Here is a 13,332-nt window from a genome sequence, read left to right as displayed (position 1 = left end):
CGTCCTTCAGACCCCGAGGGAAGAAGGAGAAACCAGACTCTGGAGGAGAAACATGCCGTCATCGAAGAAGCGCTATGCCCTGGTCGGCACGGGTAATCGCGGTGCTACCATGTGGGGCAAGGATCTGGTCGAGCGCTGGAGCAATGAGGTCGAGCTTGTCGCCGTCTGCGATCTCAACGCGATGCGGGCCAGGCGCGCCCTGGACTATATCGGCGCCTCCGTGCCCGTTTATACCGATTTCGATGAGTTGCTGCGGGTCGAAAAGCCGGACCTCGTCATCGTCTGTACCCGTGATTCCACCCATGACGACCAGATCGTGAAGGCGCTGGAATCAGGCGCCAATGTCATCAGCGAAAAGCCGATGACAACGACGGTCGGCAAGATCAAGCGCATTCTGAATGCCGAGGCACGCTCCGGCAAACGGGTCGACGTGTCTTTCAACTATCGCTTCGCGCCGACGGCGGCGAAGATCAAGGAACTCATCAACTCCGGGGTTATCGGCGACGTAACATCGGTCGATTTTCACTGGTATCTCGATACCAGCCACGGCGCCGACTACTTCCGTCGCTGGCACGCCTTCGTCGAAAATTCCGGCAGCCTTTTCGTTCACAAGGCGACACATCATTTCGATCTTCTGAACTGGTATCTCGATTCCGATCCGGAAACGGTGTCTGCCTTTGCCGATCTCAAGCATTACGGCCGCAAAGGGCCTTTCCGGGGCGAGCGCTGTCGCACCTGTCGGTATAAGGACGAGTGCGATTATTATCTCGACATCAGCGCCACGCCGCTGCTCGAAAGCCTCTATGAAGAGCCCTCGACGGTCGACGGCTATGTCCGCGACGCCTGTGTCTTCCGCGAGGACATCGACATACCCGACACGATGGTTGCCTCGATCCGCTATCGCAACGGCGTCAACGTCTCCTATTCGCTGAACACCTATATGCCGATCGAAGGTCACCATATTGCCTTCAACGGCCACAAGGGACGTATCGAGCTGCGGCAATATGAAAAGCAGCATTGGACGACGCCGCCTGCCGACGAGATCGTCGTCATGAAGAATTTCGGCGATGTCGAGCGCATCTGGGTGCCCTATTCCTCGGGCGGCCACTACGGCGGCGACGACCGCCTACGCAATATGCTGCTGCGGTCCGGGCCGAACGACGAGCTGAGACAGCGTGCCGGCTCACGCGCGGGCGCGCTCTCGGTTCTCTGCGGCATTGCGGCGCTGGAAAGCAGCCGGACCGGCAAGCAGGTCTCGATCGCCGATATCTGGGGTCAGGATGATGGCCTCAATCTGCTTGAGGCGCGGCCCTAGCGGCTCGCCGGCAGCGCCAGTTCAATTGCAATTGCGCAACTGCGAGGCATAGAGCGCCGACATGCTGGCGACCTTCTGCGCCGTGCGCTGCAGTTCGCCATTGCCGCGCCAGCTTCCCTGCTGGTAGCCCTTCCAACCGACGTAATAAGCCAGATAAAGACTATAGGGATCGTTCTGCGGGATGCCGTTCCGCATATGGCTTTGCGCGTGATACCAGCCAATGAATTCGATCGCGTCGGAGAAATCAGAGCGACGCGCACCCCAGCGGCCCGTGTCGCGCTGATAGTGATCCCAGGCGCCGTCGAGGGCCTGCGAATAGCCGTAGGCGCTGGAAGGCCGTGTCCAGGGAATGAAACCGAGCAGTTTCCGGCGCGGCGGCCGGGCGTGCGGCTGGAAGCCGGATTCGGCGTAGATCGTCGCCATCAGGATCGGTACCGGCACCCCGTATTCCCGCTCCGTACGTTCGGCGGCGCGCTGCCAATTGTTGAACCAGCCGTCGCGCTGATCGAAGATCGCGCAGACGTTGCGGGTATGGGACGGGGCGGTGGCGCAGCCTGCCAGTATTCCGAGCAGCAGCACAGCGGCTATGGAGACGATACGGGTACGCATAACTGACAACCTCTTCATTGCCGCGCCGCGCGTCTTGTGGACGCGCAAAGGACGCCGCAACAACCTTGATGGCGCATGATCCTTTCCAAAAATTCGAAACCGGAATTTTTAGGGTCATGCGCAAAGAGATTGCTAGCCCAGAATGATTAAAAACGGGTTTTCCGCTTGTGCCGAAATGAGGCGGTTTGGTGATGATTCCGAGGCTTTACGCCATACGTGCCAGGTCGTCGCGGCGGATTTCGTAGAGCAACGGCTTGCCCTCGATGAAGCGGCCGACTTCATCGACTGCCATCTCGCCGAGGCGGGTGCGTTCCAGCCCGACGGCGCCGGCAATGTGCGGCGTCAGGAAGACGTTTGGCAGTTCGTAGAAGGCGGAACTTGCCTCCGGGATTTCCGGATCGGTAACGTCGATGATCGCGTCGATGCGGCCGGTCTTCAGCGCTGCGAGCAGGGCGGGTTCATCGACCAGTGCGCCGCGCGCCGTGTTGATGAAGGTCGCCCCGTCCTTCATCAGCGACAGGCGGGGGGCGTCAATCATGTGGCGCGTCGCCGGCAGCGATGGGGCATGCAGCGAGACGATGTCGGCACGCGCCATCAGAACGTCGAGTTCGGTCTTCTCGACGCCGAGCTGCCGTGCTTCCGCCTCGCCAACCAGCGGATCGTAAAGCAGGATCTTGTAGTCGAACGGCGCAAGCAATTCGATCACGCGACGGCCGATGCGAGACGCGCCGACGATACCGACCGTTCGACCGTAGTTGCCGATCCCTCCGCTCTGCATCGGCTGCGTGCGGCCACGATCACGGTCGGCGACGTAGATATCACGGAAGCGGAAGACCTGCTTGCCGGCGAAGATGATGACGGCGAGGGTGAATTCGGCGACCGGCAGGGCATTGGCCTGTGCCGCATGGCTCACCGATATGCCCCGGGCGAACAGGCTGTCCTCGATCAGGCCTTTCACAGTACCGGCCGCATGCGCCACCAGTTTCAGATGCGGCGCCTGCGCCAATACGGCGGCATCGATATGCGGCGAGCCCCAAGAGGTGACCAGAATCTCCGTTTCGCTTAGCAGCTTTCGGGCTCTTTCGTCGTCAAAACGCTCCATCGGCGCAGCGTCCAAAACGCGACCTATTCCGTCGAGCCGTTGGATCAGTTCCGGCGTCAGGACATGCTGCGTCCGCGTGGGCTGCATCGCGAAGGCAATGGCGGGGCGGTCGGGGGTGGAGTGGGTCATGCCGGCCGTCCCGGCACGTCGATAGCGCTGACGGTGACGCCCTTCTCGGCGATCAGCGCGCGCAAGGCATCGAGGTCGGGTTTTGCCGGCGGCTTCGTCCAGGCGCCGGAGACGGTGGCAGGGTCGTGCTCCGCCAGGACGGCGGAGACGAGAATGGTTTCGCCTGTAGGAATCGTCCCGCGCAGTTGCGGCACCAGCGTCTTGGCAACGATCAGATTGGTGTTGGGCGGCGCTTTCTGCGTCAGTCCGTCGCGTGGGACCGTCGAGTCGAGATCGACAATACCGCTGAAATCCGCCTCGCCGACGGCATAGGCAGCGTTTTTCTGCGAAGAAAGCGTATCGGCCTCGAAATCCCGCCGGGCAATGGCAAAACCGCCTTCGGCAGTCTGCAGCGGCCGCGGCGTGATGATCTTGTGCAGACGGATATGCCAGGGTGCCGCGGGGATCAGCCAGGTCTCGACAGTGACATCGGGCCAAGGGGACCACTTCGCGTAAAGCGTATCGCCGGCGAGCTTTGCCTCTTCATTGGTCTCACGCACCCGGTAATGCACACCATCGTCGCTGAAGGCGAGCATGCTGTCGAAGGCGCCGCCGGCAAAGGCGCGCTCGTCGCTTTCGACGCTGAAACCGTAGCGGGCGGAATAGGCAAATTTGGCGTATTTTTCTGATCCGAAGCGCATCTGCAGGTTTTCCTGGCCAGAAGACAGCGCCACGACATCCGCTTTGCCGTGCATCATCACCATGCCGGGATGCTTGAGCGGCACGATCGCCGGTTCAGTGACCAGCGGTTTTTCCTCGGCTGTCCAGAAGGGATGCGTCTCGGGGAGCGCCAGCGGCAGGAAGGCCTTGAAGGCCCAATAAGGGGAGCCGGCGGAATTGTAGTTTTCCGACATCAGAAGGTTGGGATAGCCGTAGCCGATCGGCAGCGTACCGTCGCGATGGGCGATCGGTTTGCCGGTCCACCAGCGCAGGTGCCGCAGGCAGAGCCCCTTGATCTCGCCCCAGGGCAGCGCCTCGACATCGGCGAAGGCAAGAGCCGACCAGAAGCCGGCGCAGGCGAAGCGGTAAGTCAGGCTGCGGCCGAACGGGATTGTGGCACCATCGGGCGCAAACCAGTGGCGGAAATCCTTGGCGAACAGCATCGCGCGCTCGCGATAGCGCTTGGCGCGGTCGTCATCGACGAGCTTGGAATAGATCAGCCCGTAGAAATGCATGGCGAAGGGAATGTAGTGATCGACGCGCCTGACATTGCCGTCGCGATACCAGCCGTCGGCAATATAAAAGCCGTCCAATTCCCTGAGGTAATCCTCCGTCAGGCTGCGATCGAACTCGGCGCCGAGCCGGTCGAGGGCGATATCGACGAGGACGCGGAAGAATTTCCAGTTGTTGTCGGCGTAGTCGAAGGTGCGGGCATGCTTGAGATAGGCGATGAGATTGCCGCGGGCTTTGCTATCGAGCGGTTCCCAGATTTTTTCCGGCACCAAGGCAAGTGCAAAACCAAGAGCGGCGAGTTCGACCATGCGCTGGTCGCGGCCGTTGACGGTGCCCCAATATTCCGGATGGCCGGGATCGACGCCATTGGCAATCCCTTCGGCATAGCGGCCCCAATGCGCAAAATCGCCGCCGCCGGCGCCGTATGGCGCAAGACCCCAGAGCGGGCGGGCGAAACCTTCGAGATCGGCGGCGGCACGGTCGAAATGCGCACCGGCGGCATCGATCCGAACGCGGGCATTGCCCTTGGAGAAGTAAGGCAGCAGCGGATAGAAGAGGTCGATCAGCGCTCGGCGCATATCGGTGCGGTTTTGCAGCGGATTGCCGGCGAGGGGGTTGCTGCTGGCGGGGTCGTAGGTCATCGGTCTGGCTCTTTTTCGGTCGTTGCCGCTAAAGATACGGGCTCAGGTTTCGGGCGGGAGCGTGCCGCCGGGAACGGGGACGACGGCATGACAGACTTGGCGCGCGGGCGCGTCGCGATCACGAAAACGAGCGGTCATTAAACCGATAGCTTCGCGTCCAATGGCGGCGCGGTCGACGCGCATGGTGGCGAGGCGCGGATTGGTCATCAATGCGCAGGGCAGGTCGTCGAAGCCGACGATGGCGAAATCGTCCGGCACCCGCAGACCCATTTCCATCACCGCTTCCAGCACGCCGACCGCGACGAAATCGTTCATGCAGAAGGCGGCGGTAAAGCTGCGATCCTCGGCAAGGGCGGCGATCGTGGCGGCATGGGCCTCCGCACTGGCGCTGCCCCGGAACGTCAACGGCACGATGCGGCCTTCACAGCCCTCGACGGAAGCAATCGCCGCCTCGAAGCCGCGGATGCGCTCGAGAATCGTCTGGCGATGCGAGCCGGTGAGATGCAGGATGCGGCGATGGCCGGCGTCGATCAGGCGCCGCGTCGCCGCATAAGCGCCAAAAAAATTCGAGGGCGAGACGCCATCGAAGCGCAGCCTTGAATCAGTGCCATTGACGAGCACGACCGGCGTGCCACTGTCCTCCAGCCAGATGCGCAGCTCATCGGAGGGATCGATGCCGACGAGGAAAAGACCCTCAGCACCGGCTGCCTGGAGATGTTCCCTGATATGATCGGGCACTGTCCTCGCTTCGCGGACGAGGCGAATGTCGAAAGGCATGCCGCGTTCGGCTGCGCCGACGCGCAGGCCCTCGACAATGCCCTCATAGAAGACGCTCAGGCCGCCCGTCGCGCTGTCGCTGGCGATCAGCGCCAGGGCGGCCGGTACAGTTTCCGCAGCCTGCTTCAGCGGGTAGCCGAGGTCGCTTGCCACCTTGAAGATGTGCTGGCGGATGGCTTCGCTGATTCCGGGCTCATTGGTCAGTACCCGCGACACCGTGGAAACGGAGACGCCGGCCCTGATGGCAATATCGGCTTGCCTGACACGTTTGGATCGAACCTCACTCATAGAGCAATAGTTCCGCAAATTATGCAAATTTGCAAGAAAAAGATTATTTATTGCATTACACAATGCAATTGCATATTCTCCCGTTGAATTTGTCCGCACCAGGCGTCGGGAGGTCGCCGCGGATAACGCGTCATAGCCATCGCAAGAGAAGGAGGAATCTCATGCGTATGAATCGTCGTTCATTCATGATTGGAACTGCTGGAGCCGCAGCCGGTCTCGCTTTCGGGGCCGGGGGGGCGGTGCCTGCTTTCGCCGACTCGACGCAATTGCGGGCGATGTGGTGGGGCTCGCCCGATCGCGGCAAGCGCACGGTCGCCGTCGCCGAGCTGTTCCACAGCAAAAATCCGGATATTTCCGTCGTTGGCGAGAGCATCAGCGGCGACGGCTACTGGGCCAAGCTCGCAACGGGAATGGCAAGCCAGAGCATCGCGGATGTCTTCCAGCTCGAGCCGAGCACGATCTCGGATTATTCGAAGCGTGGCGCCTGCATGCCGCTCGATCAGTTCGTGCCTTCAACGTTGAAGGTCGACAGTTTCGGCAAAGACGTGCTGAAGCTGACGACGGTCGACAAGAAGCTCTACGGTATCGGGCTCGGGCTTAACTCTTTCGCGATGTTCTATGATGAGGACGCCTTCAAGAAGGCTGGCGTGACGCCGCCTAGTCCGACCACGACCTGGGCGGAATATGCCGACCTCGCCGTTGAAATGACGAAGGCAGCCGGCAAGCGCGCCTATTGGGGTGGGCCTTATGGTGCGCGCTACAATTATGTCCTCGATGTCTGGCTGCGCCAACGCGGCAAAAGCCTTTATACGGACGAGGGCGGCCTAGGCTTCAGCGTCGATGATGCCAAGGAATGGTATTCCTATTGGGAAGATCTGCGCCAACGAGGCGGCACCGTCTCCGCCGATGTCCAGACGCTCGACCAGAACACTATCGAAAGCAATTGCCTGGCGCTCGGCAAATCGGCCATTGGCATGGCTTATTCCAACCAGCTCGTCGGCTATCAGCTTGTCGTCAAGAGCAAGCTCGCTGTGACGATGCTGCCGCGCGAAAAGAAGGATGGACCCTCCGGCCATTACTATCGCCCAGCGCTGATCTGGAGCGTCGGCTCCTCCAGCAAGAACGGCGAAGCGGCCGCGAAATTCATTAATTTCTTCGTCAACGATATCGACGCCGGCAAGATTCTCGGCGTCGAGCGCGGCGTGCCGATGTCACCGACCGTCCGCGCCGCCATTCTGCCGACGCTCAATCCGGTCGAGCAGCAGACGGTGAAATATGTCGAGCTGTTGAAGGATCAGGTTGGGACCTATCCTGTGCCGGCGCCGCTTGGTTCGAACGAATTCGACCAGAACGTCATGCGCCCGGTCGCCGATCAACTCGCTTTCGGCAAGATCACGGTTGCGGAAGCAGCGCAAAAATTGGTGGAAGAAGGGAAAACGAAGCTGAAGAAGGGGTAATCGGCTGAGCCTCATTCAGAGGCCGTGCGCTTTGCCGCTCCTCTGACCGCTCCGTCTCGTTGAGAACATCTCCCTCACACCGAGGGAGATGTTCGGATCGGCAGATGCCATAAATCCGTTCTGGTGCCCTGACACTTTATTCGTTGATCTCGGGCTCGACGAGTTTCGCAAGATTGCGCAGCGATTCCTGCCAACCGAGATAGCAGGCTTCCGGCGGAATGACGTCGGGCACACCCGCCTGTGTAATATTCACTTCCGTTCCGACCAGCACCTTCTTCAACGTCACGGTTACCGCCATTTCACCCGGCAGGTTGGGATCGTCGAACTTATCGGTGTAGCGCACCAGCTCGCCGGGCACGAGCTCGACATATTCGCCGCCGAAGGCATGGCTTTTGCCGGTCGTGAAGTTGCGGAAGGACATTTTGAACGTGCCGCCGACTGTCCCTTCCAGATGATGCACGGTGCAGACAAAGCCATTGGGCGGAAGCCACTTGGCGAGCGCGTCAGCCTCGATGAAGGCGCGATAGACCTTCTCCGGACTGGTTGCCAGAACGCGGTGCAGGCGTATGGTATTCGGCATGGTTGTGATCCTTCTGAATTGACGGAGTGGACGACCTTAGGACGAACGATACCTCAGCAATCCGACATTGGATCGATTTTTCTCCGAAAAAATTATTCAGCTCTTATGCTCTGCGGTTTTGACCGGGATCGTTCGCAGCAAAATGCCGGAGCCCTTTCGAGCCCCGGCATCCCCACCTCATTAGAGATTAGGCCTATTTCGTTGCGTCAGCCCAGCTCTTGACCAGTTCGTCGTAGTCGACGGTGACCGGCTTTTCCTTTTCGTTCGCGATCTTCAACTGCGGAGCGAGATGGCCGTTCTTGACGGCATCGGCGTTCCAGTAGTTGAGATCATGCTCTTCGGCGAGTTTCGGACCGATATCGCCCTGCACGCCTGCGCGTTCCAGGCGCTGCAGCACCTTTTCCTGATCGGAGCAAAGCGCATCCATGGCGCCCTGTGCATCCTTCGCGCCGGATGCGGCGTCACCGATAGCCTGCCACCAAAGCTGCGCCAGCTTCGGATAGTCAGGAACGTTGGTGCCGGTCGGCGACCACTGGACACGAGCCGGCGAGCGGTAGAACTCGATCAGACCGCCGAGTTCAGGCGCACGCTTGGTGAAGCTCTTGTCGCGGATGGTGGATTCGCGAATGAAGGTGAGGCCGACATGGCTCTTCTTCACGTCCACCGTCTTCGACGTCACGAATTGCGCGTAGAGCCACGCAGCCTTGGCGCGGTCGAGCGGCGTGGATTTCATCAGCGTCCAGGAACCCACGTCCTGATAGCCGAGCTTCATGCCGTCCTTCCAGTAGACGCCGTGCGGCGAGGGAGCCATGCGCCACTTCGGCTTGCCATCGGCGTTCACGACCGGAAGACCAGGCTTGACCATATCGGCGGTGAAGGCCGTGTACCAGAAGATCTGCTGGGCGATATTACCCTGTGCCGGAACCGGGCCGGATTCGGAGAAGGTCATGCCCTGCGCTTCTGCCGGTGCGTAAGCCTTCAGCCAATCGAGATACTTCTGGATGGAGTAGACGGCAGCCGGACCATTGGTATCGCCGCCGCGGGCGACGCAGGAGCCGACCGGACGGGAGTTGGCATCGACCTTGATGCCCCATTCGTCGACGGGCAGACCGTTCGGCAGGCCCTTGTCGCCATTGCCGGCCATGGACAGCCAGGCGTCGGTGAAGCGCCAGCCGAGCGACGGGTCCTTCTTGCCGTAGTCCATATGGCCGAAGACCTTCTTGCCGTCGATTTCGCGGCCGGTGAAGAACTGGGCGATATCCTCATAGGCCGACCAGTTGACCGGCACGCCGAGATCGTAGCCATATTTGGCCTTGAAATCGGCCTTGTTCTTCGGGTCGTTGAACCAGTCGTAACGGAACCAATAGAGGTTGGCGAACTGCTGGTCGGGAAGCTGATAAAGCTTCTTGTCCGGAGCGGTGGTGAAGCTGGTGCCGATAAAGTCGGCAACGTCGAGACCGGGATTGGTAACGTCCTTGCCTTCGCCCGCCATCCAGTCGGTCAGGTTGCGCACCTGCTTGTAGCGCCAATGCGTGCCGATCAGGTCCGAATCGTTGACCCAGCCATCGTAGAGGTTCTGGCCGGTCTGCATCTGCGTCTGGATCTTTTCGACGACGTCACCTTCCTGGATGACGTCGTGGGTGACCTTGATGCCGGTGATGGCGGTAAAGGCCGGTGCCAGAACCTGCGATTCATACTGGTGCGTCGTCAGGGTTTCCGAGACCACCTTGATTTCCATGCCCTGGAAAGGCTTGGCCGCATCGACGAACCACTGCATTTCCTTTTCCTGGTCGGCGCGCGAGAGCGTCGAAAGATCGCCGATCTCCTTGTCCAGGAATGCCTTGGCTTCGTTCATGCCGGCGTGGGCCGTGCCGGCCAAGGCCAGCAGCGCGACAGCCGTCGTCGTTAAGAGATGTCTTCGCATATATTCCTCCCTACAGGTTGCGAGTGCATTGTCAGACGGCCAGACCCCCCAGCCATCTGTATCGACTTTTCTTACGGCGCCACCTGTCCGGAAATGGCAAAAGGGGCGCGGTAACTCTTTGAACCATTAGACCAGACGGAAAACGCCGATGGCGTAGACCACCGAAATGGCGACCGCCCACCACAGGTTAGGCCCTCCAAGGCCTAGCCAGGCGACATGAATAAAGGCGGCGCCGAGCAGCGAGACGAACAGCCGGTCGCCGCGTGTCGTTTCGAAATGCAGGATGCCGACGCGCGGATTGCCGCCGGGCGAGAAATATTCCCAAATGGCCATGCCGAGCAGAAGCAGCAGGATGGTCACGAAGAACAGCGCCGTCGGCAGCGTCCAGGCCATCCAGGAGAAATCGGTGTTCATGGCGGTTTCCTCTTAGACGCGGCCGAGCGCGAATCCCTTGGCGATGTAATTGCGGACGAAATAGATGACGAGCGCTCCGGGGATCAGCGTCAGCACGCCGGCGGCGGCAAGCAGGCCCCAATCCATGCCGGCGGCGGAGACCGTGCGCGTCATGATGGCGGCGATCGGCTTGGCGTCTGTTGTCGTCAGCGTGCGAGCGATCAACAGTTCGACCCAGGAGAACATGAAGCAGAAGAAGGCGGCGACGCCGATGCCGCTTGCGATCAACGGAATGAAGATCTTCAGGAAGAAGCGCGGGAACGAATAGCCGTCGATATAGGCCGTCTCGTCAATCTCCTTCGGCACGCCTGACATGAAGCCTTCGAGAATCCAGACTGCCAAGGGCACGTTGAACAGGCAGTGCGCCAACGCCACGGCGATATGGGTATCGATCAGGCCGAAGGCCGAATAGAGCTGGAAGAAAGGCAGGGCGAAGACCGCCGGCGGCGCCATGCGGTTGGTCAGCAGCCAGAAGAAGACGTGCTTGTCGCCGAGGAACCGGTAGCGCGAGAAGGCGTAGGCTGCGGGCAGGGCGCAGGCAACCGAGATCACCATGTTCATGACGACATAAGTGATCGAGTTGATATAGCCCTTGTACCAGGACGGATCGGTGAAGATGATCGCGTAATTGCGCAGCGTCGGCTCATGCGGATAGAGCGTCAATCCGCTGATGATCTCCTCATTCGTCTTGAAGCTCATATTGACGAGCCAGTAGATCGGCAGCAGCAGGAAGATGATGTAGAGCGTCGGCACCACCCAGGACCAGCGCCCTTCCTCGCGGTGCCGGCTCACCAGTTGTGTGCCCGTGGTGGCGGTAACGCCCGCGACCGGGTTGGAAGCTGCCACCTTGTTCATGGCGGTATCGCCTGCGGAGGTCGTAAGAGGTTTGCCGCTCATCGCGTCGCTCCCGCATCATAATTGGTCATGACGGTGTAGAAGACCCAGGACAGCAGAAGCACGATCAGGAAGTAGATCAGCGACATTGCCGCTGCCGGGCCGAGATCGAACTGGCCAAGGGCCATCTTGACGAGATCGATCGACAGGAAGGTCGTCGAATTGCCGGGGCCGCCGCCGGTGACGACGAAAGGTTCGGTATAGATCATGAAACTGTCCATGAAGCGCAGGAGGACGGCGATCAAAAGCACGCGGTTCATCTTCGGGAGCTGGATGTAGCGGAAGACGGACCAGCGCGATGCACCGTCGATCTTGGCGGCCTGGTAGAAGGCATCGGGAATGGAGGCGAGGCCGGCATAGCAGAGCAACACGACGAGGCTTGTCCAATGCCAGACATCCATGATGATGATCGTCGCCCAGGCATCGGCCGGATCGGACACATAGTTGTAGTCGATGCCGAAGCCGACGAGGACATAACCCATCAAGCCGATATCGCTGCGGCCGAACACCTGCCAGATTGTTCCCACGACGTTCCACGGGATCAGCAGCGGCAGTGCCATCAGCACCAGGCAGACCGGCACGCCGATACCCTTCTTCGGCATGTTGAGTGCGATGAAGATGCCGAGCGGCACCTCGATCGCCAGGATGACGAAGGAAAAGATCAGGTTCCGCATCATCGAATCCCAGAAACGGCTGGAATGAAGGATCTCTTCAAACCACTGCGTGCCCGCCCAGAAGAAGACGTTGTTGCCGAAGGTGTCCTGCACCGAATAGTTCACCACCGTCATCAGCGGAATGACGGCCGAGAAGCCGACCAGTACCAGGACGGGAATGAGCATGAACCAGGCTTTGTTGTTCCAGGTCTTGTCCATGATCAGGCTCCCATCTCGACGCGCCAGGAGTTGGCGTAGATATTGATGCCGGCGGGGTCGAAGGCGATGTGCGGTTCGGCCGGCACGGTCTGATCCTCGCCGATGATGGCCGTGATCTCCTGTCCTTGCAGTTTGGCGCGCACTACCTTGCGGCGGCCTAGGTCTTCGACCTTGGTCACGGTCGCCGGCATGCCCTCGCGGCCGAGGCGGACGAATTCCGGGCGAATGCCGAGTTCGGTCTTGCCGGCCTGTCCGTTCGCGGGAGCGCCGGGTAGCGCAACGGTGCTGCCGGCGAGACGGGCGTTGCGGCCCTCGATCTCTACCGGCATGACGTTCATGCCCGGCGAACCGATGAAATAGCCGACGAAGGTGTGGCGCGGCCGCTCGAACAGATCATTCGGCGTGCCGATCTGCACCACCTCGCCATTGTACATCACCACGACCTTGTCGGCGAAGGTCAGCGCCTCCGTCTGATCATGGGTGACATAGACCATGGTGAAGCCGAAGCGGCGGTGGAGCTGCTTCAACTGCGAACGCAGCACCCATTTCATATGCGGATCAATGACCGTCAGCGGTTCATCGAACAGGATGGCGCTGACATCGGAGCGCACCAGGCCGCGGCCGAGAGAGATTTTCTGCTTGGCATCGGCCGTCAATCCCCGCGCCTTGCGATGGGCGCTGTCGGAGAGGCCGATCATCTCGATGATCTCATCGACCTTGCGCTTCACCTCGGCTTCGGGAACGTGCCGGTTGCGCAAGGGAAAAGCGAGGTTTTCATAGACCGTCATCGTGTCGTAGACGACCGGAAACTGGAAGACCTGCGCAATGTTGCGCTCCTGCGTCGACAGCCTGGTCACGTCCTTGCCGTCGAAGAGGATGCGGCCTTCCGAGGCGCGCACGAGGCCGGAAACGATATTGAGCAGGGTGGTCTTGCCGCAGCCGGACGGCCCGAGCAGCGCATAGGCGCTGCCGTCCTCCCAGCTATGATGAACTTCCTTCAGCGCATAATCCGCATCGGATTTGGGATGGTCGTTATAGGCGTGTCTTATATGGTCAAGGTCGATGCGTGCCATTGGCCG

12 protein-coding genes are annotated in these 13,332 nt (G+C 60.6%); 2 read left to right on the top strand and 10 right to left on the bottom strand.

Annotated features, from left to right (window positions below; genetic code table 11):
* The first annotated feature begins 52 nt into the window (after window positions 1-52).
* Complete coding sequence (locus K290_RS0108395; protein ID WP_028751498.1) at window positions 53-1,315, top strand: Gfo/Idh/MocA family protein; 1,263 nt, start codon at window positions 53-55, stop codon at window positions 1,313-1,315.
* Window positions 1,316-1,336: 21 nt separating this feature from the next.
* On the opposite strand, the gene K290_RS0108390 is transcribed toward K290_RS0108395, so the two are convergent.
* The 4 genes from K290_RS0108390 to K290_RS0108375 form a co-directional block, all read right to left on the bottom strand.
* Window positions 1,337-1,924: a transglycosylase SLT domain-containing protein gene (locus tag K290_RS0108390; RefSeq protein ID WP_028751497.1), complete on the bottom strand. Its 588-nt coding sequence runs from the start codon at window positions 1,922-1,924 to the stop codon at window positions 1,337-1,339.
* 205 nt (window positions 1,925-2,129) lie between these two features.
* The gene (locus K290_RS0108385; RefSeq protein WP_028751496.1) at window positions 2,130-3,155 is read right to left on the bottom strand and encodes a hydroxyacid dehydrogenase; all 1,026 of its coding nucleotides are present in this window, start codon (window positions 3,153-3,155) and stop codon (window positions 2,130-2,132) included.
* Entirely contained in the window at window positions 3,152-5,008 is a 1,857-nt protein-coding gene (locus K290_RS0108380; RefSeq protein ID WP_028751495.1) for a DUF2264 domain-containing protein, read from the bottom strand. Before K290_RS0108380 ends, K290_RS0108385 begins: the two co-directional genes overlap by 4 nt.
* 42 nt (window positions 5,009-5,050) lie before the next feature.
* The gene (locus K290_RS0108375) at window positions 5,051-6,073 is read right to left on the bottom strand and encodes a LacI family DNA-binding transcriptional regulator (RefSeq protein WP_028751494.1); all 1,023 of its coding nucleotides are present in this window, start codon (window positions 6,071-6,073) and stop codon (window positions 5,051-5,053) included.
* A gap of 161 nt (window positions 6,074-6,234) precedes the next feature.
* On the opposite strand from K290_RS0108375, the gene K290_RS0108370 reads away from it, so the two are divergent.
* Window positions 6,235-7,530, top strand: coding sequence for an ABC transporter substrate-binding protein (locus K290_RS0108370; RefSeq protein ID WP_028751493.1), 1,296 nt, complete (start codon window positions 6,235-6,237; stop codon window positions 7,528-7,530).
* A gap of 136 nt (window positions 7,531-7,666) precedes the next feature.
* Here the strand turns inward: K290_RS0108370 and K290_RS0108365 are convergent, their stop codons facing one another.
* The 6 genes from K290_RS0108365 to K290_RS0108340 all read right to left on the bottom strand — a co-directional run bounded on the left by K290_RS0108365 (window position 7,667) and on the right by K290_RS0108340 (window position 13,326).
* Window positions 7,667-8,110, bottom strand: a complete 444-nt coding sequence (locus K290_RS0108365; RefSeq protein WP_028751492.1) for an SRPBCC family protein — start codon at window positions 8,108-8,110, stop codon at window positions 7,667-7,669.
* Between the two features lie 193 nt (window positions 8,111-8,303).
* A complete protein-coding gene (locus tag K290_RS0108360; protein WP_028751491.1) occupies window positions 8,304-10,034 on the bottom strand; it encodes an ABC transporter substrate-binding protein in 1,731 nt (576 codons plus the stop codon).
* 126 nt (window positions 10,035-10,160) lie between these two features.
* A complete protein-coding gene (locus K290_RS0108355) occupies window positions 10,161-10,448 on the bottom strand; it encodes a DUF2160 domain-containing protein (protein ID WP_028751490.1) in 288 nt (95 codons plus the stop codon).
* 12 nt (window positions 10,449-10,460) lie between these two features.
* Window positions 10,461-11,342, bottom strand: a complete 882-nt coding sequence (locus K290_RS0108350; protein ID WP_028751489.1) for a carbohydrate ABC transporter permease — start codon at window positions 11,340-11,342, stop codon at window positions 10,461-10,463.
* A 38-nt stretch (window positions 11,343-11,380) separates the two neighbouring features.
* Window positions 11,381-12,253, bottom strand: a complete 873-nt coding sequence (locus tag K290_RS0108345) for a carbohydrate ABC transporter permease (protein ID WP_028751488.1) — start codon at window positions 12,251-12,253, stop codon at window positions 11,381-11,383.
* A 2-nt stretch (window positions 12,254-12,255) separates the two neighbouring features.
* Entirely contained in the window at window positions 12,256-13,326 is a 1,071-nt protein-coding gene (locus K290_RS0108340) for an ABC transporter ATP-binding protein (protein ID WP_028751487.1), read from the bottom strand.
* Between the last annotated feature and the right edge of the window lie 6 nt (window positions 13,327-13,332).

It is taken from the genome of Rhizobium leucaenae USDA 9039 (genome assembly GCF_000426285.1).
Classification (GTDB): domain Bacteria; phylum Pseudomonadota; class Alphaproteobacteria; order Rhizobiales; family Rhizobiaceae; genus Rhizobium; species Rhizobium leucaenae.
Note: the sequence above shows the minus strand (reverse complement) of the source record. Positions and strands in the feature narration are given on the sequence as shown.